Raw genomic sequence first — 25,840 nt, 5'->3', positions numbered from 1 at the left:
CCCCATGCTTGACCCTCGCATTCCCGCTGGTCCGCTGAACCAAAAATGGAGCGACTTCAAAGACCACTGTCGCCTAGTTAGTCCCAAAAATAAGAGCAAACACACCATTCTCATTGTCGGCACTGGCCTAGCGGGAGCCTCGGCGGCAGCGACCCTGGCAGAGCTGGGCTACAACGTCAAAAGCTTTTGCATTCAAGACTCACCCCGCCGCGCCCACAGCATTGCTGCCCAGGGAGGTATCAACGCCACAAAGAACTATCCCAACGATGGCGACAGCGTATGGCGGCTGTTCTACGACACCATCAAAGGCGGCGACTATCGCTCCCGCGAGGCCAACGTGCATCGCCTGGCGGAGATCAGCAGCGGCATTATCGACCAGTGCGTGGCCCAGGGCGTACCCTTCGCGCGGGAATACAGCGGACTGCTCGACAACCGCTCCTTTGGGGGGGCACAGGTATCGCGCACGTTTTACGCCAAGGGGCAAACCGGGCAGCAATTACTTCTGGGGGCCTACAGCGCCATGATGCGCATGGTGCAGGCAGGCAAGATCGAGGTGTATGCTCGCCGTGAGATGCTGGAGCTGGTGGTGGCTGACGGTAAGGCGCGGGGCATTGTCGTGCGCAACTTGGTGACGGGGGAGCTGGAGCGCTACGCCGGGGATGCGGTGCTGCTGTGTACTGGGGGCTACGGCAACGTCTATTACCTCTCAACCAATGCGAAGAACTCCAACGTGACGGCAGCCTGGCGCTGTCATCGGCGGGGGGCCTACTTTGCCAACCCTTGCTATACGCAGATTCACCCCACCTGCATTCCGGTGTCGGGCGATTATCAATCGAAACTTACGCTGATGAGCGAGGGCCTGCGCAACGACGGGCGGGTGTGGGTGCCGCTAAAACCTGGGGATACTCGCCATCCCGACGACATTCCCGACGCGGAGCGCGACTATTACTTAGAAATTCGCTACCCTGCCTTTGGCAACTTAGTGCCTCGGGATGTGGCCTCGCGCAATGCCAAGGCCATGACCGATGAGGGGCGCGGCGTAGGTGACACGAGGCTGGCGGTGTATTTAGATTTTCGGGATGCGATCGCCCATCAAGGCCGCGACACCATCGCCGCCCGCTACGGCAACCTGTTCGACATGTATCAGCGGATCTCGGGCGAAAACCCCTACGAGACGCCGATGCGTATCTACCCCGCCGTGCACTACACAATGGGCGGCCTGTGGGTTGACTACCACCTGATGAGCACTATCCCCGGTTTGTTTGTGCTGGGCGAGGCGAATTTTTCTGACCATGGCGCTAACCGGCTAGGGGCCAGCGCGCTGATGCAGGGTTTGGCGGATGGCTACTTTGTGATTCCCTACACGTTGGGTGACTACATTGCGGGGCAGTCTTTGCCCACCGTAACCACCGACGACGATGCCTTTGGAGAAGCCGAGGCTAGCGCTAAGGCCCGCATTACCAAGCTGCTGAGCATTCAGGGCAACAAGACGGTGATGGAGTTTCACCGCGAGCTGGGCCGCATTGTGTGGGATAACGTGGGCATGGCGCGCAATCGGGAGGGGCTGGAGAGTGCGATCGCCCAGATTCAAGACCTGCGGGCCGAGTTCTGGCAAAATCTCAAAATCCCTGGCGAGGCCAACACCTTGAACAAAAACTTGGAGTTTGCCGGGCGCGTAGCCGACTTTATCGACCTGGCAGAGCTGATGGCCCGGGATGCCCTGCAACGAGAAGAATCCTGCGGCGGTCACTTTCGCGAAGAGTACCAAACCCCCGATGGCGAGGCCAAGCGCGACGACGAGCACTTTGCCTTTGTGGCGGCTTGGGAGTATGCGGGGGAAGGGCGAATGCCCCAGCTGCACCGGGAAACTCTTGAATTTGAAAATGTGCAGCTCACCCAGCGCAGTTATAAGTGAGCCAGACAAAAGCCCCTGAAAGCGACGCTTTCAGGGGCTTTTGTCTTAGCAGGCGACGGGTATGTAGCGCCGGGTATAGATGGAGCCGACTTAAATCCATCTTGTTTTCAACACCTCCACTACCCATCCACCCACTACCCATCCACCCATCACCCCTCGCCCACCTGCACCGCTGGGCGAATACTGCGGTAGCGATCCTGGCGAATCCAATCCAGCACAGCCTGAATTTCGACCGACTTTTCGCCCAGAGTATTCAGCACGTGAGAGCCCAACTCTAGGGCCGCCTCAAACTCCGGCTGCACCACCTCCCTGGCCCCGAGCTGGGTAAGTACGTCGATCTCTTCGTTGTTGTGCGATCGCGCAATGATATCCAGTTCAGGGGCTCTCAGCAGCGCCCGTTGCAGCACTAGCCGGGTCGTTGTCGGGTCGGGCAGGGTAATGGCCAGGGCTTTGGCGGTTTCCAGAGAAGTTTTCTCTAGCACCAGTTCGCTGTCAGCATCGCCGTAAACAAAAGGGATTTGCACCAGGGGCGCATGGCGGTTGCGCAGACGTTGAATCGCGGTTTCGCTATTTTCGACCACCAGCACCGAATAGCCTCGGCTGAGCAGCACATTGACCAGCACCTCGCCTACTCGGCCATAGCCCGCCACAATCACATGGTCGTGAATATCGCCAGGTACAGACAGCAGTTTGGGATCCTCGGCCTGGTTGAGAAAGTCCTTGAGCACCGGCAGGTTGTGCAGCCAGTCGGCTACCTTGGGGGCCAGGTTAATCCACAGCGGGGTGAGCATGAGGGAAATGGCAATCGTGCCCAGCAGCAGCGAGTAACGTTCCTCGTTAATCAGCCCGAGCTCTAGCCCCATCAGCGCCAGCACAAAGGAAAATTCGCCGATTTGGTTGAGTCCAAAGCTGGCCCTCACCGCCGTTTTCAGCGAATAGCCAAACCCCAGCACGATGGGCAAAATAATTAGCGCCTTGCCCACCATAATCAGCGCCACCAGCTCCAGGATTCTGCCCAGGTCGCTGAGGATCAGATGGGGATCGATCAGCATGCCGATGGAGGCAAAAAACAGGCAGGCAAAGGTGTCGCGCAGAGGCAAAATCTTGCCTAAAGCCTGATCAGCGTAGTCGATTTCAGAAATCATCAGGCCAGCGACGAAGGCTCCCATGGCGATCGAGAGCCCCAGAAAGGAGGTGATCCAGGCAACGCTCAGGCAGAGGGCGACCACGGTGAGCAAAAACAGCTCGCTGCTCTCGGTGGCGGCAATGTGCTGAATTAACTGAGGCACTACCCAGCGGCCCAGGGCGATCGCCCCTGCCAAAAACAACCCAAACTTGAGCGCTGCGATCGCCAGCGCTGGCCCCAGAGCGTCGGGCTGGTTGAGCACCGGCAGCACCGCTAGCATTAACCCCAGGGCAATGTCTTGGGAAATCAACAGCCCCAGCATCACCTGACCATGCACAGTGGCGGTTTCCCCGCGATCGGTGAGGGTTTTGAGCACCACCGCCGTAGACGACAGCGATAGCACCAGCCCCAAAAAAAGGCCCTGGAGCGGAGAGTTGGCCGTGCCCGACAGCAGCGACACCGAGCACACTAGCAGCGTGGTCAGCCCTATTTGCAAAAAGCTGCCCTTGAGGGCGATATCTTTGACCCGCTTTAGCTCTGTCAGGGAAAACTCAACCCCTAGGGCAAACAGCAAAAAGGCAATGCCCACCTCCGCTAGACCCTGAATTTGCTCCACATCGGTTTGTAGTCCGAGGCCAAAAGGACCGATGATCAGCCCGGTAACGAGGTAGCCCAGCAGCGCCGGCTGTTTGAGTCGATGGGCAATATAGCCGCCAATAGCAGAGGCCCCCAGGGCCAGGGTTAAATCGAGGACAAAGTTTGGTTCAGCGGTCATACAGGATCACGTTAGGGCACTGAAAATTAGAACGGCTTACAAAGCCCCCTGCACGAGTAGACGCAGGGGGCTGAAAACAGCCAAAAACAGCAGCTTGAGTTAACAAGGGCTAGATGTTGCCCTGGCTAACCGCTCAGCCAATCGAAAGGAGCGAGATCCCCGACTTCTATTGTCACTAATAAGTGGTGTGCGCGCTATTAACTGGGCTGAGTTAAATTACTTCTGGCTAATATTTCCTAATTCTGCGATCGCGTCCTTGACCCATCCTATCTAGAGCGAGCCTCGCCGCTCAGAGCGATCCACTCTCGCGATCGCGAAGTCCCAGCTCTTGACGCTGCTTTGCAACGCAGTTACTATGCGTGTGTTGTGCAATTTTGCGCCATCCCCGTTTGATGTTGTCTTTGCAGCTATCCCTCGCTCCTCTCTTCAGCCTGCTCCTAGGGCTGGGACTGCTGCTGCGCCTTGGGCGCAACTAAATTTCGAAATAAAGGCGAAATGCCCTGAATAGCTCGACTCCCCAGGTCAAAGGTTTTTCCTAGACCTAGCTACTGCTGGGAAGTTTGAGCGCTGTTATCCGGCTCGACTGGGGTGCAAGGTATAGGGTTTACGGCCCGCCTCCACCCCTACCTTGCCCCTGAAACCCTTCCTTACACCTGCAACCCTTCTTCTCACCCTTGTCATAGTTCATGACTGGGCAAGCTTTTTTACTGCTGAAACTTTAGAGACAAAACCCATGTTGACCAATCCCGCCGAAAAGTATCGCCCCTTTGCGCCGATCGCATTGCCCGATCGCACTTGGCCCAGCCAGGTGATCGCCAAACCCCCAATTTGGCTCAGCACCGATCTGCGCGACGGCAATCAGGCGCTAATTGAGCCAATGTCTGTCGAGCAAAAGCTGCGCATGTTTGAGCTGCTGGTGGCGATCGGCTTTAAGGAAATTGAAGTAGCGTTTCCATCGGCCTCGGAAACCGACTTTAACTTTGTACGCCGCCTGATTGAAGAAAACCGCGTGCCTGATGATGTCGAAATTCAGGTGTTGACCCAAGCGCGGGAGGACTTGATTCGCCGCACATTTGATTCCCTTGAAGGAGCGAAGCGGGCGATCGTCCATGTCTACAATGCTACGGCCCCAGTGTTTCGGCGGGTGGTGTTTCGCAACGACTCAGCGGCAACGATCGCACTAGCGGTGAAGGCCGCTACGCTGATCCGCGACTTGGCGGCAGAGCGGCCGGCAACCCAGTGGCGCTTTGAATATTCGCCGGAAGTGTTTTCGCAGACCGAGCTGGAGTTTGCGCGGGATATTTGCAATGCGGTGCTTGAGGTCTGGCAGCCAACGCCCGATCGCAAAGCGATCATCAACCTGCCCGCTACGGTGGAGAGCGCTACCCCCAACGTCTTTGCCGACCAGGTGGAATGGATGCACCGCCACCTCGCCTACCGCGATAGCGTCGATTTGAGCGTGCACAACCACAACGACCGAGGCTGTGCGATCGCCGCCGCCGAGCTGGGCCAAATGGCTGGAGCTGACCGGGTCGAGGGCTGCCTGTTTGGCAACGGCGAGCGCACCGGCAATGTTGACATCGTCACCCTGGCATTGAACCTTTACACCCAGGGCATTCATCCGGGGCTAGATTTCTCGCGCATCAACGAGGTGGCTCGCGTTGTCGAAGACTGCACTCAGCTGCCCATTCACCCCCGTCATCCCTACGTGGGCGACCTGGTGTTCACCGCCTTTTCGGGCTCCCACCAGGATGCGATTCGCAAAGGCTTTGCGGCCCGCAACCCAGAGGATCTGTGGGACATGCCCTACCTGCCCCTCGACCCTGCTGACCTGGGTCGCTCCTACGAGTCGGTGGTGCGAGTGAATAGCCAGTCGGGCAAGGGGGGCATTGCCTTTTTGCTGGAGCGTGACTACAACCTCAGCCTGCCCCGCCGCTTGCAAATTGAGTTTAGCCAGATCGTGCAGCGCGCCATGGATGCTACCGGCAAAGAAATGACCGCACCCATGCTGTGGAATCTCTTTGAGCAGGAGTATCTGCGGGTCAACTTGCCGTTCAAATACGTCAGCCACCACTGGCAGGATGATGAAACGCCATCGGCCATTTCCACAACCTTGGAATGTATTGACGTAAGGCTCACCCGGGCGGGCCATGGCAACGGCCCCATCGACGCCTTTGTCGATGCGCTAAATCTAGGGATTCGGGTGCACAGCTACGAAGAGCGGGCCATTGGGCACGGCAGTGATGCCGATGCGATCGCGCTGATCGAGATTGCCGCCGACTGGCTGGAGGGCACCATTCACGGGGTGGGCATTCACAGCAGCATCGTCACGGCCTCGCTACTGGCAGTGTTGAGCGCGGCTAACCGGGGGCTAGCGACCTTAACTCCTAGTCAAAGACAAGCGGTTTTGTCTTTGCCGCAGGCTGTTTCCTAGACAGCGCTTCTACGGGTGAATGCTGACTGCCAGCGGTCGAGCTGTATTCACCCGTAGATTTCTGCTACTTGCTTGTTGCTAACTCTGGCTCAGACTTCACGTAGTCGATGGCGAAGGGTGTGAGCCGGGTGACGGCCTGCCCAATGAGTTGGCGATCGCTCTGGCTCCACGCTCGGGGCTCTTCGAAGACACAGGCCTGCAAAATGCCCCAAAGAGTTTGCTCCGAGCGCAGGTGGGCGTGAATCAAGGCTCGATGCCCAAAGGTTTGGCGCTCAAACTCGCGATTCAATACCTCTGGACCAGCAGTTTCCACGTCCTCTACAAAGATACTGGGCTGAGCCTTCAGGGCAGCCGCAAACATGGGGTCATCCTCTGCCAAAGCCGGGTCTTCCGACTTCCAAGCGGGGTCGTAAATAGTGGGTACCGATGGCTGCTTTTTCCAGCAGAAGGGCACTCGCCCTATTTGAGCATCGGGAGAGCGCAGGTATAAAAAGACGCGATCGCACTGCAACTGCTGCCCAAGCCTGGCCAGAACGTTATCCATTACCTGGGTTGAATTTTTGCTATGGGGCGGGGTCTCAAACAGTTGATCGATGAGGGTTCCTAGCGTATCGTCATGGGTCACATCGACAGTGGAGTCGTTTAGCTGAGGCATAGCTCTCTTTAGTAGTTAAGTAGTTACGTCAGCACCTTAAAACCGACTTCTCCCGTTCTCCCCCTATCATGGTGAGGTTTTAGTCTCATCCCTCCGAAAGAAATACTTTGGTTAGGGTATGCAGGCAACCAGAAAACTCAGCAACTTTCAGTGCTTTTGAAGATATACCTTTTGGGCGATAAGCTTCCTAGGAGAGTTACCTAACGTGTCACTAGAGGTTCAGTAAGCAATTTGCTTCTGACTCGTAAGCTTGAGTAGATATTAGGTAATTTGTGATGAAAAATATTTTTGGAGCTTTAAAAGGAATGCTAAGCCGCATTCAGTGGCGGCAGTTTGCGGTGGCTTGCTCTGCTATTGTCATTTTGATGACTGCGAACGGCGTCAAAGCTGAGCAAAATACCGGCAATCGCGCTTATTCTAATGAACTGCCACCCACCCAAGAGGTTGGTCGCCCCCGCACTATGGGTCAATGGGAAGCTGAGAAAGACTCGCTGGAAGGCCAACCTGGCAAAAGGATCAAGCGTATTGCCGAAGAGTCGGCTGACGCGGTCAAAGATATGGCCGGAATCTATCCCCAAAATGCTAGAACTCTGACGCCTGGAGTGGACAACGGAGAGTTGCCTAACGACGACTAATCGTTAGCCCTGTCATTACTACAACTTTGGGTGAATCACTGTGCTCCGTTGAGATCTCTTAGCGGAGCACAATGAATTTGTTGGGGCGAATTTGATACACCTCGAGGCCCTAGAACTGGAGTAGTTTTCGTTTTTCAGAGTTGTCTAGAGGTTTGGGAAGCTCAAGGTTCCATAGCTCTACAATCGGGTAAGAGCGCCTGTAATGCTATTTTCACCAGATTTGGATAAATGGGAAGGGGCTAGATGCGATCGCTATCCTGTCAAAACCAGCTCAATTCTTCTTCTACGCTGGCATTTTCTTAATTTGCAGTGATAGAAAAAGTCTTTGGAAGATGCTATAGGCAGGGAATCAACTTTCATTAAAAATCTACTCTACCCAATGACCTATCAACAACTATTTCTCTTTAGAGAGGCTCAAACCAATCAAACTCTTTAGAGTCTAGTTAATTGTTGCGGGTTCACTCCTGGCTAGGTGGTGAAAGGCTTTACCAAGCTGCTGCAAGCTTAACCCAAAACTGTTATCTGACGTTTACCTCAGAGTTATCATGAAAGCTGCACAAAGATTTGCATTAATTATCGGCATAGTCTACCTTACCATAGGTGTTTTGGGCTTCATTCCTGCCCTCGTTTCTCAATCTGGCGCTATGCCCCCTTCGATCGAGAAGCTGGGTGTTGTTTCTGGATTTGGCTATTTGATGGGTCTATTTCCAGTTAATACACCTCACAACATTATCCACCTCGCTACAGGTTTGTTGGGAATCGTTGCTTCTATCGCGTTAGATAGCTCTCGCCTATTCTCTGGGCAATTGGGTATCTACTACACTACCCTGGCTGTCCTAGGTCTAGTACCGGTTGCCAATACTTTCTTCGGACTTTTTCCGCTCTATGGAGCCGATGTTTTTCTGCACGGGCTAACGGGTGCACTGGGTATTTATTTCGGCTTCTTTGCTACCCCTTCCCTGCTAAGTCTGTTCAAGAAAGAGCTGAAGGAAGACGCTACTTCCGGCGAAGTTCTATAGCCAACGCTTAATTAGTAGATGAACTGACCTGCTTGGGATTCAGGCTGTTGGAAGATGGTTTAACTTCCACTGCATCTAGCTCAAGCAGGCTGGACGGCAATTAGTCCTTCAAAACCAATTCAGCTCAGGCTGGTCTGCTGTCATCACACCGACAGTATGACTAGATGTTGAGTAATAGATGAGTTCAAGTGATCGCCATGGAACAAGCTTTCAAAAAAGGAGACAAAGTTTCCTGGAGTACAGCTCAGGGAAAAACGGTAGGTACGATAGTCGAAAAGCTAACATCTCGTACCGAAATCAAAGGTCACACCGTTGCTGCATCTAAGGAAAATCCTCAGTATCTGGTAGAAAGCGAAAAAACCGGCAGCCATGCAGCTCACAAGCCAGAGGCTTTGACAAAAGAAGACTAGTTGTCTTTGCTAAAACTACAGAGCACAAAAACTATGCCCGCTAAAGAAATTAACTTTCTCTAGCGGGCATAGTCTTGGGGTAATTAGCTAATCAAGAGATCATCTAGCCGGCCAACAAGCAGCTCTAGCGACCGGTAGAACCGGGCAGAATGGGTTGCTCGACAGCCTGGCGGAAGATTTCGGTCTCATCGTTAAATTCGATCGGCAGCACGGCCACCACGTTTTCGTGGGGACGGGGGATAATCACCCAGGTTTCGAGAATGCCACCGGGAGTTTTTTCGGCAGCTTCTACCCCAGCGGCCATGGCGGCCTTAACTTCGGAGACATCGCCACGGATGTTGATAGCGAAGCGGGCACTACCGGCGCGGATGTAACCAATGAGTGTAACGCGCCCCGCTTTTACCATCGCATCTGCGGCGGCAAGCACCGGGGGAAACCCTCTGGTTTCGAGCGACCCGACGGCTTGTGGCATGGTTGTACTCCTGAGAAAGTTTTGCAGGTAAAAAATTCAACCTTCATTGTACGGGGCGGTGGTAGCGATCGCGCCGTGTCGATTTATTAAAGACTGTGGGGGGCCCGTAATAGTAGAACTTATACCCGGAACGGTTCTGAGGCCGAAGTAAACCCAATGGGCAGAATCGCGTCGATGTTGTCGGTGGGGTTGGGGATGATCACGTGGGAGGTGACTTCGGCCAGGTTGGGGCAGGCCTTAGCGGCGACCAGCCCGGCTTCCATAGCGCGCTTTACCTCGGCCACTAAGCCGCGTATGACCACAAACTGCCGCCCGCTCTCGGAGCGATCTTGCACGGAGACGGTGACGTTGGCCGCTTTAACCATGGCATCAGCGGCGGCCAGCACTGCGGGAAAGGTTTGGGTTTCGATGACGCCGACGGCAATGGCCATGGGGGTGCTCCTAGGGAAAAGCTGCGTTATTCAACTCCCAATCATACCTTGATGCCGCTGGGTTCTCCGGCGGTGGCGATGATGCGATCGCACCCCGACTCAGGCTTGGCCCAGTCGCAGTGGCAGTCCTTAGGGTCGCCCCAGCACAGGCTGAGATACAGCTCATCTCGCGTGGCGGATAGCTCGGCCCACTCACTGGCGGCAATCAGCTGTTCTACGGCCTCTGGGGTAGTGGGCTGGGGCTGATTTCCAGCCATCCACAGGCGCAGGCCGGCAATGGATTGTTGCCAAAACTCGACTATGGCTGGCTTTGCCCCCACCAAAACTAGCTTATCGGCGGGAATAGCGATCAGCTGGGAATGCAGCTCGGGCACGCGCAGGCTACGGCCCTGAAACTGGCAGGTGTGCCACATCAGACCTGACACGCCGTGCTCGTGCTGGTAGTCGTGAATTTGAGCGCGAAAGTCTTGAATGGCGAACACTTTACTGAGCTTGTCGGCCCCGATCGCCTTTGAGAGCACCGGATTGTCGATGCGATCGGCGGAAGACAGCACCACCCGCTCGCCCTTCCAGGTGGCGCGAAGTTCCTGATCGAGAAAGTCCAGGAGTTGCTCGGTGGTGTAAGCCATAGGGCTATCTTATCAAGTGCGCTGGGGGAGTTTTGTGCCCGACTATAGTTTCCCAAGCCGTTCTGTCAAAAGTGCATAGATACCGTCGGCATCGGCAGTTTCGATGACGGTGGCGTTGGCGGGGGCAGTGGGGGGCAGGTGCCCATTGGCCACGGTGCGCCCCAGGCAGAGGCTGCCTTCGGTTTCAATCGCCAGGTGCATAGGCCGACCGGTAAAGAGGTCGGGGCGCAGCAGATAGGCGATCACACAGGGGTCGTGGAGCGGTGGCGCAGTTAATCCATGGCGTTCCACATCTGACTGGCCGTAGTAGCGCAGCATGCCTGCAGCAGCTTTGCCCACAGCGGTGTCCAGGGCCTCAAGCGCCGCTAGGCGATCGGGGGTGGTCACGACCTGGTGGGTGACATCTAGGCCGATCATGGTCAGGGGCAGACCGGCATCTACGACTACTTTGGCCGCGTGGGGATCGACGTAGATATTGAACTCAGCGGCGGGGGTAATGTTGCCGCTCCCCAATGAGCCCCCCATCATCACCACCTGATCGATGCCCTGGGCAATCTTAGGACACTGGATTAGTGCTACAGCTAGGTTAGTGAGCGGGCCCAGGGTAGCTAGGGTGATGGGAACCGAGGTTGTGGTGAGTTGTTCAATCAGAAACGCGACGGCATGTTGAGATTGCAGCGGCAGGGTGGGTTCGGGAAGATCGGCCCCCTGTAAGCCCATTGCGCCGTGGATGTCTTCGGCAGTAGTGAGCGATCGCAGCAGCGGGCGCGGGCAGCCCGCATACACCGGCACATCGGTGCGCTGGGCCAGGTGGCAGATGCGGCGAGCATTGGCCTGGGTGAGCGCCAGCGGCACGTTGCCCGCCACAGTGGTGATGCCCAGCAGGTCGAGCTCAGCGGTGGAGGCGAAAGCGAGGAGGAGGGCGATCGCATCGTCAACCCCAGGATCGCAATCAATAATGACGGGTCGAGGCGGCATAGACAGGTTCCAAACGGGGTTCTACAGGGGGTGGCACAGCGTAGCCAGCAAAGGCTACGGGCGCTGTCCTAAAATACGCTGTGTAGGTACTGCATCAATTCCCCCGCTAAGGAGGTTGCTCCCTTGTCTGCTGCGCTGCGTCTCACGATCATGGTATCTGGGCTGAGTCTGCTACTGGTCGCCGGTTGTGCGGGCAGTCCCCTAGAGCAGTCCCTTGAGGCCGATCCGCAACTGCAAGATCGGCCCGTATTCAATGGCGAAGAGCCCGAAACCCCGGCTGCAACAGAGGCCGAACCAGACCCGGCTGAGGCAGCCGCCGAGGCCCCCTCCGAGGCCGAGCCTCCAGAGTCAGAACCCTCACCTGAGGACAGCGCTGCGACCCTGGCCGAAGTACCCGAAGACCTGCGTCCCTACGTGCAAAACTGGCTAACTCTTGGGGTTGTCGAGCCAGCACGGCCAACGGCCGCTGGCACCACAGCAAAGCCCGAATTTGCCCCTAACCAGACCATTACCCGGGGTGAGTTCGCCCACTGGCTGCTCGCCGCCAACAACAGGTTCTATCAAGATGTACCGGCCAAGCGCCTGCGCCCTGCCGCTGCTGGCACTGCCCCCGCCTTTCAGGATGTGCCTGCGTCGCACCCCTACTTTGCCGCCATTCAAGGGTTAGCCGAAGCGGGGATTATTCCCAGCGCCAAGACCGGCAATGCCACCGCCGTCACCTTTCGGCCCGATGCACCCCTCACCCGCGAAACCCTCGTGTTGTGGAAGGTGCCTCTAGATTCTCGGGCGCCGCTGCCGACGGCGGCGGCCGATACTGTCGCCACTGCCTGGGGCTTTCAGGATGCCGCTAAAATTGAGCCGTTGGCGATGCGGGCGGTGTTAGCCGATCACCAAAATGGCGATTTTGCCAATATTCGCCGCGCCTTTGGCTATACCACCCTTTTTCAGCCCCAAAAAGGCGTTACCCAGGCTGAGGCCGCTGCCGCTCTGTGGCGATTTGGCAACCAAACCGAAGGTATTTCTGCTAAGGACCTGATAGAACGACCTGCCACCGAGGCAGATTCTCCAGAATCGACTGACCCGACAAACTCCCCTTGATTTTCCAAAATCAGCCACCTATGGAGCGAGGGCTCTCCTCTACGCCTTCTTTGGAGAGGCTAACGTCAGCGGAGAGGTCGTTACGCCATTACAAGGCCAAGGCGATTCCGACCCTTCACTCATCCACCCCTTAGATAATGCCAAACAGCGAAAGCCCCATCCCCACAAACGCCAACACCCCCGCCACAATCATGATGACGGCGGGCATGGCTTTGCGGGTCTGCATCCAGCGGCGAACGAAAATAAACACAAGGGCCACCGTGACTCCCATCGCCATGCCCGCCCCACCGGCTGAACCGGCCTGCCACAGCCAGGCCCCCAGTAGCAGCAGGGCGGCGCTCACCAAGCCGCTGGCCAACGACACCTGGCTGCGGGCTTGGGCGTAGCCAATTAGGCCGCCGATCGCAGAGAGGGCAGCATAGGCGATCGCACACAGGGCTCCAGTGGGCATGGCAGCTTGCACAATAAGAACATTCTCAGGCTAGCGAGGTTTTTGCTGCCGCACAACCCTAACTAGCAGGGTGCACCGGAGGGGCGATCGCAACAGTTGTGCCAAGTTTCACGGAACCAGCCATGTATTAAGCAACACATCCTTTTTGAACTAGTTACTACTTCTAGGTTCATCTAGGAGAGCATTCCTCGTGCCCTAGCCTCAGATTTGCCACCTCCTCAAAAACAGAGATTGGCAATAAACATCCTTTGTGAGAAGAATTACAAAGAAATCACGAGAAGGAGAATTTTTTCATGATTTCTGCAAAATGACTGTGATGGTTTCTCCACCATAGAGTGCTTTAATTTACTGAAAGCCCCATGCAACAGACTCCTTAGACCTTCCCGAAGTCATTCTAGACATCACCCAAGGCACGTGCTCTTGCTAAGAGATGCTCTATTGCGGGAAAAGTTGGGCGATTAGTTCCCTACATGGTCGTATTTTTTCCAAAGCTCAGTACTTGTTCTTAGGCATAACTGGTTCATGAATGTCAGCTCAGGTCATGCATCAAGACCCAGCATTTCTGTCATTATCCCTGTGTATAACGGTGGGGAAAACTTCCGTCGCTGCCTTGAGAGCCTGGGCCAATCCGGTCGGCAGCCTGACGAGGTGATTGTGGTTGCCGATGGCGACACCGACGGTTCATGGGAAGTGGCCAAAGCATTTGGGGCCAAGGTATTTCGCTACGACTCGGCGGGCGGACCGGCCCGCGCTCGCAACCGAGGGGCATCGATGGCCCAGGGAAACATTCTGTTCTTTATCGATGCCGATGTCACCGTTGCTCAGGACACCATTCTCAACGTTGAAATCGCTTTTCAGAAAGACGTTAATCTGGCAGCATTGATTGGCTCCTACGACGACCAGCCGGGGGCCTCTAATTTCTTATCGCAGTACAAAAATCTGCTTCATCACTACACCCACCAGGTATCGTCCGAAAAGGCCTCGACCTTTTGGGGGGCCTGCGGAGCCATTCGCGCCGAAGCATTTCACGCCGTGGGTGGGTTTGACGAGCGCTACCTCAAACCCTGTGTCGAAGATATTGAATTAGGCTACCGACTGCGACGGGCGGGCTACACGATTCGCCTATGCAAGCACATTCAGGTCAAGCACCTGAAATGCTGGCAGCCCGGTTCACTATTGCGGGCCGAAATTCTCTACCGCGCCCTGCCTTGGGCAGAGCTAATTCTGAGCCAGGGGCAACCGATGAATGACCTCAACCTGAACCGCACTAACCGCCTGAGTGTGGTGCTCAGCTTTGCGGCGCTGGTGTGTTTGCTGGGCGGATGGATTGAGCCCTTTTTGTGGATTGTTGCGATCGCCATTATGGTCGGGCTGCTGGTCATCAACCAGCGGGTTTATCGCTTCTTTTGGTATAAGCGCGGACCGCTCTTTGCTCTGCGGGTAATCCCCTGGCACTGGTTCTATTTTCTCTACGGCGGTGCCGCCTTTGCTTACAGTTTCGCCACCTATCGGTTTCGGCAATTTTCTACCCTTGCCGATTAGCCAGCCATCTTCCCAATTTTGGTCAGTGTAGGCCCCCCAGCGTTGGTTGGCGGCCTTACTGCTTTCAACAGGTGCGATCGCGCCGCATCCCAGGGCAGGTCAACGTCGAGCCGCTGAAGCTTCACCGGCAGTTGCCAACCGGCTGCTGAATTTGAGCTTGTCTTTCGGGATTGTGGCCACCATCGGCTGGCCCAGCAAAGAGCGGGGCGATCAACTTTCTCGCCTTTGTCGGGGCCTACATTGTGATTCCAGAGTTTTTACTGTTTCGCCCCACCGCTCCCCTACAAACCCTGCGCTACCACTGGCCGAAATGGCTGCTGATTGCGGCAGGACTGCTCGTTGTTTGCCTGGTGTTTCCGCCCCTGGACACCCCCTACGGCAACATGGGCAAGGTGGCCGATCTGCTGCCGTTTTATGGGTTGGTGATGGCGATGTACTACGGTCTAGCCCTGCTCACCTGCCTGCGTTTTACCAAGCCAGACCTGCTGTTTTGGATCATCGCCTTCAACGCCTTGATCATGATGAAAGCCATTCCTTGGGATCGCTACGTGCTGTCCCTGGCAGTGGCCTTCTGGTATCTCAAATCCGTCCGATGTGGCACCGACGCCCAGCTTCGTGACCCCGACCTTCAACCTCTAGCACAGCCCACTACACTTGGGCAGGATCCAGACGGGCGGCCGAAGCCTAATCAGCGCTTCTAAACCGTCAACGTAGCCAGCAGCAAACCGCTAAGACTATCGAACCCGGCTCTTGGCAATGATTGCGCTTGGGCCACTTATCGGCACACCAATAGCAGGGTTGTCGAGGGCGATCGCACGCTTTGCACCGACCTTTAAATCTCTCTATCACTGCCCACAGTGAGCTTGCCTAGCCATAAAACAAATCCCCAAGAAAGTTAAGTAACCTTCCTGGGGATTAAAACGCTAAACCCAATCTGGACTAAAGGACACCCAGATTCGCTAGGCCTAAAATTACCCCAGTGCCAATCAGGTGGCCAAAGCTGGCGCTGGCCAGCACTGCCGGCAGGCCAAGGTTGCCAAACAGTGCACCGCCGGGCATTGCCGGCGGTGCACTGGGGTATTTAATCCTGAGTCTGCCAATGACAAGGGCCAAGATATTGCAGAGAATCATCACGACGGCCACCTTAGGGCTCCAGTCGGGCGTATGCGGAACCGCAGCTAAAATTGGTAGGAATGCCAATGTACCAGCCTCCATAAATGCAGTGGAATGGCAAATCAATTGCCTAGGCCTACTTTTTCATGGAGCCAGGAAGTTCTGTCGGTAGCCGTTGCAAGACTTTACAATTTATAGGATAGGTGCTCACGGCTGAGCTAGGGAGATTGAAGCGTTAGACGCTAGGGGTTACTGCTCTAACTCCTAAATTATCGGGTGATCTAATCTCAACCGGAGCCACCCCCAAACCTGTTTAGCTGACTGCTAACCCGCAAGGTAAACACAATCTTATGGAACGAGGACTTCTGTGGCTGCCCCTGCTGGCGGTATTTATTGGCTTAGCCTGGGCGGGCTGGCACGAGTTTCAAAAGGTGCAGGCCTACGAAGCTTGGGCTACCGAGTTCGATCGCAGCAAATACGACATTCGCTCGATGCTTGGGCAGCGGGGCGATGAACTCACCTGGGGCCGCCCCACCCGCCAGGGACCCATCGACCTCACCACGCTGTCGCTTCAGCAGGTGACCACCCTCCAACTCGAAATCAATGGCAAAACCGTGCCCGCCGACCAGACTAGCCCCACCGGCAAATCAGTAGAGTTAGCTCTGGCCACTGCCAACGGCGAAACCTACCGGATTCCCTTTACCGACGGGGATTTAGCCCGCCGCTGGGAAAAAGCGTTGCATCAATCTCTTCAGGCGTTAAAATCGGCATCAGCTTAACGGCAGCTTGGCGTTGACAAGGGTTTTAGCCCTTTCTAACCCTTGAGCCGTTTACGGCAGATCCGATCGCCGGGCTCTCTAGCCCTCACCCCCGATGCCATGACCCGTGTTTCTTCCCTGTCCCGCGACGAACTCAAGACCCGGCGAAAAAGCCTCCGGCGGCGGCGGCGCGTTTCTATCAGCCAGGCACTTTGGCGATTTTGGGCGCTCTCGGGGCTGACAGCCGCCATTTTTTGGGGGGCCACACGCCCGGTATGGCTAATTACTAGTCCCGCTCAAATTAACGTGACGGGCAACGAACTGCTCAGCGACGAAATGGTGCAGAGCCTGATGCCGCTGTCCTATCCCCAATCCCTGATGAAGGTGGAGCCGGAGGTGCTGGCCCGACAGCTGCGCGATCGCGCCCCCATTACCACCGCAGAAGTCACCCGGCAGCTGCTGCCGCCGCGCCTCAATGTCAAGGTGCAGGAGCGGATGCCCGTAGCGGTAGTGCTGCCCGTGGGTAAGGCCGACGGTAGCGACACTCAATATCTTCAGGCTGGGTTTCTCGACGCCCACGGAGCCTGGATGCCCTTAGCTAGCTTTGGTTTAGGCAGCGCCTCACCGCAGCTGCCCACTCTCCAGCTGCGAGGCATTCAGCCCCACTACCAACGCTACTGGCCGCAGATTTATGAAACCATCGTCGGTAGCCCAGTAGCCATTACCGAAATCGACTGGCACGACCCCAACAACCTGGTGCTTGAGACGGCCCTGGGCACGGTCTACCTAGGTCCTTACAGTCCTGAACTAGAGCAGCAGCTGGCTACCCTCGACAAAATGCGCAACCTGCCCGGTCAGTTGACCGATTCTGAGGTAGCCCGCATCGACCTCAGCAATCCCGACGCGCCCTCGATCGCCATAGTCGACACCGCCGCTCCAACGGCAAGCCCTGCGCAGACAGACGCTAACGCCAGCCCATAAACCGCAGGAGCACCCTGGTTTCCTAGAGTGCTCCTGCATTTGATATAGATATGCATCCTGCGTCTAAATAGATATGCATCCTGCACCTGAATAGAGATATATAAAGGATGATGCTATTGACGCAAAGGGGCTCGTTTTTCCTATTTCAATGGTTAGATCAAGTAGTTTAAGACTTGCCAAGGCAGTTTGGTTTTTCTCAATGAAGTACTCTATAGTTGTCTAGCATCAGCCAGGGTTTAGATTTTTAGGGCTTAGGTGTTATCTTCGGTTATCTAGTACGGGTAATTATTATATTGTCTACGGCCTCTAACTCTATGACCCCCGACAACCCCCACGGCAATGGTGCTGGCCACAGCAACGCTGACTACGAGTCTTACTCGACTCATCAGGCCGAGACTGCAACCTCTGACCTGATTCCAGCGGCTGATGCTGTGACCGCCTTCGCTGGCCCGTCTAACCCGTTTAGCCACGGCGAGCTTACCTCCAGTCAACCCCACAATGCCAGAGCTATGCCCGGAGAAACGTACACCAAAAACACGGCTTTGCCCAGCAGCGTCGCCCGCATTAAGGTAATTGGGGTCGGCGGCGGTGGCTGTAATGCCGTCAACCGCATGATTAGCAGCGGCCTGTCGGGGATTGAGTTCTGGTCCATCAACACCGATGCCCAAGCCCTCGACAACACCACCCAGACCAACAGCCTGCACATCGGTCAAAAGCTGACCCGTGGGCTCGGCGCTGGGGGTAACCCCGCCATTGGCCAAAAGGCGGCCGAAGAATCTCGGGAAGAAATTGCCGCAGCCCTTGAAGAGTCTGACCTGGTATTTATCACCGCCGGCATGGGGGGCGGCACGGGCACAGGGGCGGCGCCCATTGTGGCCGAAGTGGCCAAGGAAGCCGGAGCACTGACCGTTGGCGTGGTCACTCGCCCCTTTACTTTTGAAGGACGCCGCCGCATGAACCAGGCCGATGAGGGCATTGCTGCCCTTCAAGGTCGGGTCGATACGCTGATTATCATCCCCAACGACAAGCTGCTATCCGTTATCTCTGAGCAGACCCCGGTGCAAGAGGCCTTTCGCACTGCCGACGACATTCTGCGCCAGGGCGTACAGGGTATCTCAGACATTATTACAATCCCCGGTCTAGTCAACGTTGACTTTGCCGATGTACGGGCCATAATGGCCGACGCGGGTACAGCCCTGATGGGGATTGGCATGGGTTCTGGCAAATCACGGGCGCGGGAAGCAGCGATCGCCGCTATTTCCTCCCCCCTGCTCGAATCTTCCATTGATGGTGCCTCTGGAGCCGTGTTCAATATTACCGGCGGGTCGGATCTCACTCTCCACGAAGTCAATGCAGCCGCCGAGATTATTTACGAAGGGGTGGATCCCAACGCCAACATCATCTTTGGTGCGGTAATTGACGAGCGCATGCAAGGTGAAGTCTGTATCACGGTGATTGCCACCGGGTTTAACACCCGTGCCGGGGTCCAGCCCGAGATTGAGGTAGCCCGCGTTACGCCCTTTAAGCGCACCCTGGCTACGCCGCCCGCTGCGCCGCCAGCCAGCAGCAGTGGCGGTGGCGGCGGTTTGGGAGCCGGACTAGATATCCCCGAGTTTCTGCAGCGGCGGCGGCCTAACGGCAATCGCTAGCCATGACAATGACGCCTACCTGGCCTGCGGCCCTAACCATCGCTGGTTCTGACAGCGGCGGCGGGGCTGGCATTCAGGCCGACCTGCGCACCTTTGCCTTTCACCTGGTCCACGGCACCAGTGCCCTGACCTGCGTGACCGCTCAAAACACTCTGGGGGTGACACGGGTTGATGCCTTGCCGCCCGAAGCCGTCACGGCTCAGATTGCAGCAGTGACCAACGACATTGCGGTGCAGGGAGTCAAAACCGGCATGCTGCTTAACCAGGGCATTATTCAAGCGGTGGCCGAGGCTTTAGGTGCTCTCCCGCAGGTACTTCCAGTAGTTGTGGATCCAGTGATGGTGTCACGCACTGGGGCGCAGCTGATTGATGACGATGCGATCGCCACCCTAACCCGCCACCTCATCCCCCAAGCCCGCATTCTCACGCCGAACCGCTACGAGGCCCAGTTGCTCAGCGGTTTAGAGATCACTACTCTAGCCGATATGGAAGCAGCGGCCTGCAAAATCCACCAGCTTGGCCCCCAAGCCGTTCTAGTGAAAGGGGGCGGCATGACAGATGCTCTGCGCAGTACCGACGTCTGGTTTGACGGGCGCCAGGTAGTGGTTTTAGAGGCCGAGGTTGTGGAAACGAAGCATACCCACGGCACCGGCTGCACGCTATCAGCGGCGATCGCCGCTAACTTAGCCCTGGGCAAAGACCCGCTAACCGCCGTCAAAGATGCCAAAAATTACGTCACCAACGCTCTCAAGCACGCCCTAGCGATTGGCCAAGGGCAGGGTCCTGTCGGCCACTTCTTTCCTCTGATAGCTCGGTAGGCAAGGCCTAGTAGTCCGCTAAGTTAACAGCGGTAGGTTAGTGAGGGTTTAGGGTTCACGGTCTTCGGTTTAAGGCAGACCATGAACCGTATACCCAAGACCATGAACCCTAGAGCCTATTCACACCCAACTTAGTCGGGCGCTAGCCTAGCCCCGCCTACTGGCCTACTGATCTTTCGGCTCCGGCCAAACGGATTCCCAGTCGGAGCACTGACGTTCTTCTTCAGGGCCATAGGGGTGCATAGCGCACACCAGTGTATTGCCGCCATAGGACTGGCCGCAGAAATTACGACAGCCCACACAGACCGGATAATTCTGTAGCAGGGGTTCCACAGTGCTGTTGAAGGGGCCTGATACCTCCTCAAACCACTGGTCAATGCCTGATAGTCCTGCCAACAGTGGCCCTAAGATCTCATTGAGTTCGTCAGCTACATAATCAATCTCAGCATTGACCGTAACTCGAAGCGGCTCTACGACATGGTTGAACTCGACTGCAATGCGATCGATTTCGGGGTCAATGGCTTCCTGCACCTGCTCAGCCCACTGATCGGTCGTCTGCACCAGAGCGTCAGAAGCGCTAGCCAGCTGTTCGACCAGGTTATCAAGCCAGCGCTCTGTGTCCTCAGAGATCTGCTGGGTAAAATCCTGCACGGCGTTGCCAAAGGCATCAAACAATTGCTTAGACCAGTCATCCATAGGGCTAGTTGCTCGACTTTTGCTTCAGGGTTTCTAGTTCTTGGCGCAGGGCAGCTACCTGCTCACGCAGGGCAGCGGTTTGGGCGTCCGTGGGGTTAGCCACAGGGGCGTCGTCATCCAAAATTTCAATGGGCCGAGGCTGCGGAAGGTTTTCGGTTGTGGGAGTCGCTCCGTCCTGGGCGCGGTTGACCATCTCATTTACCAGGCGCTGGGCTTCTTCAGCCGTAATTTCGCCCCGCGCCACCAGTTCATTGACGATGCCCTGGGTTTGCTCGCGCAAATCTTTGAGGGTGTCGCCCGCTTTCTCACCCGCGTAGGAAGCGACCCCAACTCCTAGATAAAACGCCTTTTTTACCAAATCTCCAAAACCAGCCATGTTGGCAGCCTCCCCATTGCTCTGTATACACTGCCAGCTTAGAGAAGACGCTGGCCCAATGACCAGGGGCAATGGCACGCTGTCTCAGGCGGAAAACCCCACCCCCTAGCCCCAGGCTAAGCAAAACTAGCAAAAATGAGGATAGTCAGAAATCTTACGTTACTCTAGCGGCTTAAACGGTGTAGCGAAGTTCCACTTAAGCGCCAAACTAAAAGACCCGGAGTCCACGCCTGTCACAAGCATCCCGTAATGCTGCTACCTTCCGGTCCTGACATGATTTGGGCGTTGCGACCGCATGGGTCCGAGTCTTCTCCACTATAACACTTGCCTCTATGACCAGCCAACGACTCCAGCAACAAATTGCTTTTGTGGTCGAAATCGACCGGCTCAAGCAGGTTTTGCGTCAAACCCAGCTGATGGATGCCTCCCGCCGCGAGAACAGCGCCGAGCATTCCTGGCACCTGGCGGTGATGGCTCTGGTGCTGGCAGAGTACGCTCCCGCTGAGGTGGATATGCAGCGGGCAATTCACCAGATGCTCATTCACGACCTGGTGGAAATCGATGCCGGTGACACCTTTTGCTATGACGCGGCGGGGCATGACGGCAAGGCCGAGCGCGAGCAGCGGGCCGCCGATCGCATCTTTGGTCTGCTGCCCGAGGCGATCGCCCAGCAGCTCCGCCATCTGTGGGATGAGTTTGAAGCCCAGGTTACTCCCACCGCCCGCTTTGCAGCCTCCCTTGATCGCATTCAACCGCTGCTACACAACTGGCAAACCCAGGGCGGCACCTGGAAGCAGCACGGCATTTGCCGGGCCCAGGTAATGCAGCGGATGGCCCCGGTGAAAAACGGTGCTCCAGAGCTATGGCCCTTTGTATTGGAGGTGATTGAAGAGTCTGTAGCGAAGGGATATCTCAAGCCATAGATTACGTCACTGCATGCGATCGATGGTGCGGTACTGGATGGCTTCGGCAATGTGGTGGGTTTGCAGATCCTCAGCGCCATCCAAATCAGCGATGGTGCGGCCGACTTTGAGGATGCGATCCATGGCGCGGGCCGAGAGGCCTAGCTGGCGCACGGCTCCTTCTAGCAGAGTTTTACTGGTGTCATCCAGCGGGCACCAGTGCTTTAGGTGGCGGCTCTGCATATCGGCGTTGCACTGTAGGGCAGGCTCGGTTTTGAAGCGATCGTGGGCGCGCTGGCGGGCGGCTTGGACGCGATCGCGCACCGGTTCCGATGCTTCCCCTGGCTGGTGCTGGGTCATTTCTTCGGGTTTGATGCGGCTGACCACCACCTGCAAATCAATCCGATCCATCAGGGGTCCTGAGAGGCGCGACCAATAGTTTTCGCGGCTGCGGGGGCTACAGGTGCAGGGTTGCACCGAGTCACCGTAGAAGCCACAGGGGCAAGGGTTGGTGCTAGCAATCAGCGTAAACTGGGCGGGGAACACTACCGACTGCCGAGTGCGGGTAATCGTGACATAGCCATCTTCGAGGGGCTGGCGCAGATATTCCAGCACATCGCGCTTAAACTCGGTCAATTCGTCTAGGAAAAGGATCCCCCGGTGGGCTAAAGAAATCTCTCCCGGCTTGGGGTAGCTGCCACCGCCGACCAGGGATGGTCCCGAGGCCGAGTGATGGGGACTGCGAAAGGGGCGCGTATTCACCAAAGTTCCTTTCTCCTTCAGCAAACCCGCCACAGAGTGAATCTGGGTGACATCCAAGGCTTCTTCAAACTGTAGCGGTGGCAGGATAGAGGGTAGACGACGGGCCAGCATGGTTTTACCACTTCCAGGAGGCCCCACGAAGATAAGATTGTGGCCACCCGCAGCAGCGATCTCTAGAGCACGGCGAGCCTGGGCCTGGCCTTTGACGTCTCGCAAATCCAGCGCGTTTGCAGCGGAGTTCATTATCAGTGTGGTGTCAACGACCACCGGGCTATGGCCTGAAGGGTTGTTGAGGAAATCTGCAACTTCCGACAGGTGGTTGAAGCTGTAGACCGTCAGCCCTGGCACCACGGCGGCCTCGCGCCCGTTGTCGGCGGGCACTACCAGACAGCGAATACCGAGTTTTTGCGCTGCTGCTGCGATCGGCAACACTCCGGCTACCGCCCGCAGGCTGCCGTCTAGGGATACTTCTCCCAAAAACAGTAGGTCGTTGAGGGCGTCGGTGTTCACCTGTTCCGAGGCGGCGAGAATGCCAACGCTGATGGGCAAGTCAAAAATAGGGCCTTCTTTGCGCAGGTCGGCGGGGGTGAGGTTGATCACCACCTTGCGCATGGGGAAGGGAAAGCCAGCGTTCTTAAGCGCGGCCTTGACCCGTTCGCGGGACTCTTGCACAGCGGTATCAGGCAGACCTACGACAACTACGCCGGGTAGACCGCCAGAAATATCGACTTCGACCCCAACTTTGAGGGCATCGATGCCCACTAGCGCCGCGCTCCAAACCCTTGCCAACATGTTGTGTTTCCCCTGATTCTGAGGTTTAGGGTGCCCAGGGGCAAGGGTGCGATCGGTAACCAAGAGCTGTCATCTGCGATTTGGCTGATTGCGCTACCGTGCGGATGTTGTAGCCCAAGATCTCGCAGATTTGCTACTTAATACATATTTATTCCCCTTCGCTGAGTTCATTGCATGAATGAGATGCCAAAGTATACGCTCCTTGAAGTCGAGCGTCGCTGGCTCGTTGACCTATCTGCTATAGATCTCGCGCCCCTGCCTTACCGTGAGATTGAGGATCTCTATATTTCCGACTCGCGGCTGCGATTGCGGAGAGTTGCCGGGCCACGCGAGGTCGTTTTCAAGCTCGGCAAGAAATACGGCAAGCGCACGCCACTTGCCGAACCGATAACCAACATTTACCTGACAGAGAGCGAGTACTCACAATTCGCTGACCTTCCAGGTCACCGCGTCCGCAAGCGTAGATATTCATTGTCTGGCGGTTCTTTGGACATCTACCTAGAACCACAGCATGAGCTCGCAATATTTGAAGCAGAGTTCTCAGACGAACGATCGGCGAGGGGTTTCGTGCCGCCTTCCTTCGCTACACGCGAGATCACAAACGACGCGGCTTTTAGTGGTGCTACGATTGCGGCACATATTCCAAGGGCATGACATCCCGTTGCAGAGGACGGTTATGGATAAACTGCCACGGCACATGCGGTATCATGCCGCCTCTGAACCAGAACTTTAGTTGACGTCATCAAAAAATCTCAAGGTTTGGGAACTTGTTCTGTGGGCAATCTAGCGTTGAGATACTATCCGTGCGATCGCATCCCCCATGGCTCCCACTACAGACATCATCATCATTGGCGCAGGCATTTCAGGGCTGGCCGCCGGATGCTATGCCCAGATGAATGGCTACCGCAGCGTTATCTTTGAGGCCGAAAGTCAGCCAGGGGGCTTGTGTACCGCTTGGTCGCGCCAGGGTTACACCTTCGATGCGGGCATTCACTACATCTTTGGCACCGGGGAGGGGCAGCCGTTCTACGAGCTTTGGCAAGAGCTGGGGGCGTTGCAGGGGGTGGAGTTTACCAATCAGACGGAGTTCATGCAGATCCACGGCTCCCAGGGGGAGGTGCTGCGGGTGCACAGCAAGCCCGACGAGCTGCAAGCGCACCTGCTGGCTCTGGCTCCAGAAGATGCCAAGCTAATCGACGCCTTCTGCAAGGGGGTGAGCAAGTTCAAAGAGTTTGACCTGTCGATGTTGCAGCAAAAGCCCAAGTCGCTGATGACGGCGACGGATTGGGCGCGGCTGGGCAAGCAAGTGCTGCCCTTTATGGGGGTGCTGGGCAAGTGGAGTCAGCTCTCCCTGAGAGATCTAGCGGGGCAGGTGAAGAATCCGTTTCTGCGATCGGCGATGCCCCACATGTTTGCCTGGCCCGATGTGCCGGTGATGGTGGGCATGTCGCTGCTGGCCTATTTGGACAACAGCAACGCGGGCTCGCCGGTAGGGGGGGCGATCGCATTTTCCCGCGCGATCGCGCAGCGCTATCTAGAATTGGGCGGTGAAATCCACTACGCATCGCCGGTGGAGCGCGTGCTGGTGGAGAATGACCAGGCCGTAGGAGTGCACCTGATCAACGACGAAGAGCACCGGGCAGCTCGGGTGATTTCCGCCTGCGACGGTCGCCGCACCATCTTTGATTTGTTGAAAGGGGGCTACGTCAACCGCAGGCTGGAGAAGCTCTACGACGGGCACCTGCCGATGCATTCCCAGTTTCAGGTGTCGCTGGGGGTGAATATGGATTTTTCGCACCGGCCCCATTGGGTGACGCATTTATTGAATGAGCCGATCGCGATCGCCAACCAGCCCCATACCGAAATTGGCGTCAAACACTATTGCTTCGATCCATCGTTAGCTCCTGCTGGTAAGTCAGTCGTGAGCCTGATGGTGACTACCCACTACAGCGATTGGCAAGGCCATGCGACCCATCAAAATCAAGTGGCGGAGACGTTAATTGAGCGCATGGAGGAGTTTTACACAGGCTTGGGGGCAGCTGTGGAAAACATGGAGGTAACCACCCCCCTTAGCTACGAAAAACTCACCGGCAACTGGCAGGGTGCCAGCTGCGGCTGGCTGCTGACCAAAGACACCCTACCGCTGATGATCAAAGGTGTGCCCAAGCGCCTCCCCGGCCTAGACAACTTCTACATGGTGAGCCAGTGGACTGAGCCGGGTGGCAGCTTGCCCATCGTGGCGCTGTCGGGTCGCAACATGATTTACGAAATCTGTCGCGAAGATGGGCGCACATTTGAAGCCACCGTGCCGGGGTAGTGAAGGATTATCTTTGGCCAAAGATAATGAATTGCGATCGCACATCAAGCTTCGTTGCAGTCCTTTGCCCACCCCAGAAGCTCGCAGGAAAATGGAATTAAGAGGT

The 25,840-nt window shown here is 56.5% G+C and carries 27 protein-coding genes and 1 other RNA gene; 15 read left to right on the top strand and 13 right to left on the bottom strand.

From position 1 onward, the window contains the following. Window positions 1-4 precede the first annotated feature (4 nt). Window positions 5-1,915 (top strand): fumarate reductase/succinate dehydrogenase flavoprotein subunit, encoded by a 1,911-nt coding sequence (locus H6F75_RS18610; protein WP_190753919.1) that lies wholly within the window; start codon window positions 5-7, stop codon window positions 1,913-1,915. Window positions 1,916-2,064: 149 nt separating this feature from the next. On the opposite strand, the gene H6F75_RS18605 is transcribed toward H6F75_RS18610, so the two are convergent. Then, the gene (locus tag H6F75_RS18605; protein ID WP_190753918.1) at window positions 2,065-3,816 is read right to left on the bottom strand and encodes a cation:proton antiporter; all 1,752 of its coding nucleotides are present in this window, start codon (window positions 3,814-3,816) and stop codon (window positions 2,065-2,067) included. A gap of 733 nt (window positions 3,817-4,549) precedes the next feature. Between H6F75_RS18605 and leuA the strand changes: the two genes are divergently transcribed. Further along, window positions 4,550-6,250 carry a 2-isopropylmalate synthase gene (leuA, locus tag H6F75_RS18600; protein ID WP_190753917.1) on the top strand — a complete coding sequence of 567 codons (1,701 nt, stop codon included), beginning with the start codon at window positions 4,550-4,552 and terminating at the stop codon, window positions 6,248-6,250. Between the two features lie 64 nt (window positions 6,251-6,314). Here the strand turns inward: leuA and H6F75_RS18595 are convergent, their stop codons facing one another. Then, window positions 6,315-6,905, bottom strand: coding sequence for a GAF domain-containing protein (locus H6F75_RS18595; RefSeq protein WP_242020120.1), 591 nt, complete (start codon window positions 6,903-6,905; stop codon window positions 6,315-6,317). Between the two features lie 275 nt (window positions 6,906-7,180). On the opposite strand from H6F75_RS18595, the gene H6F75_RS18590 reads away from it, so the two are divergent. From H6F75_RS18590 to H6F75_RS18580, 3 genes are all read left to right on the top strand, one after another. Next, window positions 7,181-7,540 (top strand): hypothetical protein, encoded by a 360-nt coding sequence (locus H6F75_RS18590; RefSeq protein WP_190753916.1) that lies wholly within the window; start codon window positions 7,181-7,183, stop codon window positions 7,538-7,540. A 545-nt stretch (window positions 7,541-8,085) separates the two neighbouring features. Beyond that, window positions 8,086-8,559 (top strand): DUF4383 domain-containing protein, encoded by a 474-nt coding sequence (locus H6F75_RS18585; RefSeq protein WP_190753915.1) that lies wholly within the window; start codon window positions 8,086-8,088, stop codon window positions 8,557-8,559. Window positions 8,560-8,756: 197 nt separating this feature from the next. Then, on the top strand, window positions 8,757-8,969 hold the full coding sequence (locus tag H6F75_RS18580) for a DUF2945 domain-containing protein (protein WP_190516358.1): 213 nt from the start codon (window positions 8,757-8,759) through the stop codon (window positions 8,967-8,969). A gap of 124 nt (window positions 8,970-9,093) precedes the next feature. Here the strand turns inward: H6F75_RS18580 and H6F75_RS18575 are convergent, their stop codons facing one another. The 4 genes from H6F75_RS18575 to H6F75_RS18560 form a co-directional block, all read right to left on the bottom strand. Continuing rightward, window positions 9,094-9,441 carry a carbon dioxide-concentrating mechanism protein CcmK gene (locus H6F75_RS18575; RefSeq protein WP_190516356.1) on the bottom strand — a complete coding sequence of 116 codons (348 nt, stop codon included), beginning with the start codon at window positions 9,439-9,441 and terminating at the stop codon, window positions 9,094-9,096. A 119-nt stretch (window positions 9,442-9,560) separates the two neighbouring features. Next, entirely contained in the window at window positions 9,561-9,872 is a 312-nt protein-coding gene (locus tag H6F75_RS18570) for a BMC domain-containing protein (RefSeq protein ID WP_073609865.1), read from the bottom strand. Window positions 9,873-9,913: 41 nt separating this feature from the next. Further along, the gene (locus H6F75_RS18565) at window positions 9,914-10,501 is read right to left on the bottom strand and encodes a hypothetical protein (protein ID WP_190753914.1); all 588 of its coding nucleotides are present in this window, start codon (window positions 10,499-10,501) and stop codon (window positions 9,914-9,916) included. A 42-nt stretch (window positions 10,502-10,543) separates the two neighbouring features. Next, entirely contained in the window at window positions 10,544-11,479 is a 936-nt protein-coding gene (locus tag H6F75_RS18560) for a nucleoside hydrolase (RefSeq protein ID WP_190753913.1), read from the bottom strand. Between the two features lie 123 nt (window positions 11,480-11,602). Here H6F75_RS18560 and H6F75_RS18555 point away from each other — a divergent pair, with 123 nt between their 5' ends. Next, window positions 11,603-12,577 (top strand): S-layer homology domain-containing protein, encoded by a 975-nt coding sequence (locus H6F75_RS18555; protein ID WP_242020117.1) that lies wholly within the window; start codon window positions 11,603-11,605, stop codon window positions 12,575-12,577. 130 nt (window positions 12,578-12,707) lie between these two features. Here the strand turns inward: H6F75_RS18555 and H6F75_RS18550 are convergent, their stop codons facing one another. After that, entirely contained in the window at window positions 12,708-13,028 is a 321-nt protein-coding gene (locus H6F75_RS18550; RefSeq protein ID WP_190753912.1) for a TMEM14 family protein, read from the bottom strand. 522 nt (window positions 13,029-13,550) lie between these two features. Between H6F75_RS18550 and H6F75_RS18545 the strand changes: the two genes are divergently transcribed. Next, window positions 13,551-14,570, top strand: a complete 1,020-nt coding sequence (locus H6F75_RS18545) for a glycosyltransferase (RefSeq protein WP_190753911.1) — start codon at window positions 13,551-13,553, stop codon at window positions 14,568-14,570. Here the strand turns inward: H6F75_RS18545 and H6F75_RS28560 are convergent. Next, window positions 14,567-14,695 carry a hypothetical protein gene (locus H6F75_RS28560; RefSeq protein ID WP_277874275.1) on the bottom strand — a complete coding sequence of 43 codons (129 nt, stop codon included), beginning with the start codon at window positions 14,693-14,695 and terminating at the stop codon, window positions 14,567-14,569. The two genes, H6F75_RS18545 and H6F75_RS28560, sit on opposite strands and share 4 nt — an antisense overlap. A gap of 45 nt (window positions 14,696-14,740) precedes the next feature. Here H6F75_RS28560 and H6F75_RS18540 point away from each other — a divergent pair, with 45 nt between their 5' ends. Continuing rightward, window positions 14,741-15,271 carry a hypothetical protein gene (locus H6F75_RS18540; RefSeq protein ID WP_190753910.1) on the top strand — a complete coding sequence of 177 codons (531 nt, stop codon included), beginning with the start codon at window positions 14,741-14,743 and terminating at the stop codon, window positions 15,269-15,271. 238 nt (window positions 15,272-15,509) lie between these two features. Here H6F75_RS18540 and psaK read toward each other — a convergent pair whose 3' ends face one another. Beyond that, entirely contained in the window at window positions 15,510-15,785 is a 276-nt protein-coding gene (gene psaK / locus H6F75_RS18535) for a photosystem I reaction center subunit PsaK (protein ID WP_190516342.1), read from the bottom strand. A 248-nt stretch (window positions 15,786-16,033) separates the two neighbouring features. Here psaK and H6F75_RS18530 point away from each other — a divergent pair, with 248 nt between their 5' ends. The 4 genes from H6F75_RS18530 to thiD all read left to right on the top strand — a co-directional run bounded on the left by H6F75_RS18530 (window position 16,034) and on the right by thiD (window position 19,889). Continuing rightward, window positions 16,034-16,462, top strand: coding sequence for a hypothetical protein (locus H6F75_RS18530; RefSeq protein ID WP_190753909.1), 429 nt, complete (start codon window positions 16,034-16,036; stop codon window positions 16,460-16,462). Window positions 16,463-16,561: 99 nt separating this feature from the next. Further along, on the top strand, window positions 16,562-17,422 hold the full coding sequence (locus H6F75_RS18525) for an FtsQ-type POTRA domain-containing protein (RefSeq protein ID WP_190753908.1): 861 nt from the start codon (window positions 16,562-16,564) through the stop codon (window positions 17,420-17,422). Between the two features lie 314 nt (window positions 17,423-17,736). Beyond that, the gene (gene ftsZ / locus H6F75_RS18520; RefSeq protein WP_279308310.1) at window positions 17,737-19,071 is read left to right on the top strand and encodes a cell division protein FtsZ; all 1,335 of its coding nucleotides are present in this window, start codon (window positions 17,737-17,739) and stop codon (window positions 19,069-19,071) included. 2 nt (window positions 19,072-19,073) lie between these two features. Beyond that, complete coding sequence (thiD, locus tag H6F75_RS18515) at window positions 19,074-19,889, top strand: bifunctional hydroxymethylpyrimidine kinase/phosphomethylpyrimidine kinase (protein ID WP_190753907.1); 816 nt, start codon at window positions 19,074-19,076, stop codon at window positions 19,887-19,889. 165 nt (window positions 19,890-20,054) lie between these two features. Here the strand turns inward: thiD and H6F75_RS18510 are convergent, their stop codons facing one another. The 3 genes from H6F75_RS18510 to ffs form a co-directional block, all read right to left on the bottom strand. Next, on the bottom strand, window positions 20,055-20,585 hold the full coding sequence (locus tag H6F75_RS18510) for a hypothetical protein (protein WP_190753906.1): 531 nt from the start codon (window positions 20,583-20,585) through the stop codon (window positions 20,055-20,057). A gap of 4 nt (window positions 20,586-20,589) precedes the next feature. Beyond that, window positions 20,590-20,961 carry a hypothetical protein gene (locus H6F75_RS18505; RefSeq protein ID WP_190753905.1) on the bottom strand — a complete coding sequence of 124 codons (372 nt, stop codon included), beginning with the start codon at window positions 20,959-20,961 and terminating at the stop codon, window positions 20,590-20,592. 211 nt (window positions 20,962-21,172) lie between these two features. Next, an RNA gene (gene ffs / locus H6F75_RS18500) (signal recognition particle sRNA small type) lies at window positions 21,173-21,269 on the bottom strand. Window positions 21,270-21,293: 24 nt separating this feature from the next. Here ffs and H6F75_RS18495 point away from each other — a divergent pair. Continuing rightward, on the top strand, window positions 21,294-21,884 hold the full coding sequence (locus H6F75_RS18495) for an HD domain-containing protein (RefSeq protein WP_190753904.1): 591 nt from the start codon (window positions 21,294-21,296) through the stop codon (window positions 21,882-21,884). A gap of 6 nt (window positions 21,885-21,890) precedes the next feature. Here the strand turns inward: H6F75_RS18495 and H6F75_RS18490 are convergent, their stop codons facing one another. Beyond that, window positions 21,891-23,417 (bottom strand): YifB family Mg chelatase-like AAA ATPase, encoded by a 1,527-nt coding sequence (locus H6F75_RS18490; protein ID WP_190753903.1) that lies wholly within the window; start codon window positions 23,415-23,417, stop codon window positions 21,891-21,893. 174 nt (window positions 23,418-23,591) lie between these two features. On the opposite strand from H6F75_RS18490, the gene H6F75_RS18485 reads away from it, so the two are divergent. Then, complete coding sequence (locus H6F75_RS18485) at window positions 23,592-24,071, top strand: hypothetical protein (RefSeq protein ID WP_206754692.1); 480 nt, start codon at window positions 23,592-23,594, stop codon at window positions 24,069-24,071. A gap of 166 nt (window positions 24,072-24,237) precedes the next feature. Then, the gene (locus H6F75_RS18480) at window positions 24,238-25,734 is read left to right on the top strand and encodes an NAD(P)/FAD-dependent oxidoreductase (protein WP_190753901.1); all 1,497 of its coding nucleotides are present in this window, start codon (window positions 24,238-24,240) and stop codon (window positions 25,732-25,734) included. Window positions 25,735-25,840: the final 106 nt, after the last annotated feature.

Origin of the sequence: Nodosilinea sp. FACHB-131, from assembly GCF_014695395.1 — a bacterium.
GTDB lineage: Bacteria > Cyanobacteriota > Cyanobacteriia > Phormidesmidales > Phormidesmidaceae > Nodosilinea.
Note: the sequence above shows the minus strand (reverse complement) of the source record. Positions and strands in the feature narration are given on the sequence as shown.

What these genes read in the sequence shown, in the direction of transcription:
- H6F75_RS18610 (WP_190753919.1), top strand. Translation starts at nt 5, where the DNA reads ATGCTTGACCCTCGCATTCCCGCTGGTCCGCTGAACCAAAAATGGAGC.
- H6F75_RS18605 (WP_190753918.1), bottom strand. Translation starts at nt 3,816, where the DNA reads ATGACCGCTGAACCAAACTTTGTCCTCGATTTAACCCTGGCCCTGGGG.
- leuA (WP_190753917.1), top strand. Translation starts at nt 4,550, where the DNA reads ATGTTGACCAATCCCGCCGAAAAGTATCGCCCCTTTGCGCCGATCGCA.
- H6F75_RS18595 (WP_242020120.1), bottom strand. Translation starts at nt 6,905, where the DNA reads ATGCCTCAGCTAAACGACTCCACTGTCGATGTGACCCATGACGATACG.
- H6F75_RS18590 (WP_190753916.1), top strand. Translation starts at nt 7,181, where the DNA reads ATGAAAAATATTTTTGGAGCTTTAAAAGGAATGCTAAGCCGCATTCAG.
- H6F75_RS18585 (WP_190753915.1), top strand. Translation starts at nt 8,086, where the DNA reads ATGAAAGCTGCACAAAGATTTGCATTAATTATCGGCATAGTCTACCTT.
- H6F75_RS18580 (WP_190516358.1), top strand. Translation starts at nt 8,757, where the DNA reads ATGGAACAAGCTTTCAAAAAAGGAGACAAAGTTTCCTGGAGTACAGCT.
- H6F75_RS18575 (WP_190516356.1), bottom strand. Translation starts at nt 9,441, where the DNA reads ATGCCACAAGCCGTCGGGTCGCTCGAAACCAGAGGGTTTCCCCCGGTG.
- H6F75_RS18570 (WP_073609865.1), bottom strand. Translation starts at nt 9,872, where the DNA reads ATGGCCATTGCCGTCGGCGTCATCGAAACCCAAACCTTTCCCGCAGTG.
- H6F75_RS18565 (WP_190753914.1), bottom strand. Translation starts at nt 10,501, where the DNA reads ATGGCTTACACCACCGAGCAACTCCTGGACTTTCTCGATCAGGAACTT.
- H6F75_RS18560 (WP_190753913.1), bottom strand. Translation starts at nt 11,479, where the DNA reads ATGCCGCCTCGACCCGTCATTATTGATTGCGATCCTGGGGTTGACGAT.
- H6F75_RS18550 (WP_190753912.1), bottom strand. Translation starts at nt 13,028, where the DNA reads ATGCCCACTGGAGCCCTGTGTGCGATCGCCTATGCTGCCCTCTCTGCG.
- H6F75_RS18545 (WP_190753911.1), top strand. Translation starts at nt 13,551, where the DNA reads ATGAATGTCAGCTCAGGTCATGCATCAAGACCCAGCATTTCTGTCATT.
- psaK (WP_190516342.1), bottom strand. Translation starts at nt 15,785, where the DNA reads ATGGAGGCTGGTACATTGGCATTCCTACCAATTTTAGCTGCGGTTCCG.
- H6F75_RS18530 (WP_190753909.1), top strand. Translation starts at nt 16,034, where the DNA reads ATGGAACGAGGACTTCTGTGGCTGCCCCTGCTGGCGGTATTTATTGGC.
- H6F75_RS18525 (WP_190753908.1), top strand. Translation starts at nt 16,562, where the DNA reads ATGACCCGTGTTTCTTCCCTGTCCCGCGACGAACTCAAGACCCGGCGA.
- ftsZ (WP_279308310.1), top strand. Translation starts at nt 17,737, where the DNA reads ATGACCCCCGACAACCCCCACGGCAATGGTGCTGGCCACAGCAACGCT.
- thiD (WP_190753907.1), top strand. Translation starts at nt 19,074, where the DNA reads ATGACAATGACGCCTACCTGGCCTGCGGCCCTAACCATCGCTGGTTCT.
- H6F75_RS18510 (WP_190753906.1), bottom strand. Translation starts at nt 20,585, where the DNA reads ATGGATGACTGGTCTAAGCAATTGTTTGATGCCTTTGGCAACGCCGTG.
- H6F75_RS18505 (WP_190753905.1), bottom strand. Translation starts at nt 20,961, where the DNA reads ATGGCTGGTTTTGGAGATTTGGTAAAAAAGGCGTTTTATCTAGGAGTT.
- H6F75_RS18495 (WP_190753904.1), top strand. Translation starts at nt 21,294, where the DNA reads ATGACCAGCCAACGACTCCAGCAACAAATTGCTTTTGTGGTCGAAATC.
- H6F75_RS18490 (WP_190753903.1), bottom strand. Translation starts at nt 23,417, where the DNA reads ATGTTGGCAAGGGTTTGGAGCGCGGCGCTAGTGGGCATCGATGCCCTC.
- H6F75_RS18485 (WP_206754692.1), top strand. Translation starts at nt 23,592, where the DNA reads ATGAATGAGATGCCAAAGTATACGCTCCTTGAAGTCGAGCGTCGCTGG.
- H6F75_RS18480 (WP_190753901.1), top strand. Translation starts at nt 24,238, where the DNA reads ATGGCTCCCACTACAGACATCATCATCATTGGCGCAGGCATTTCAGGG.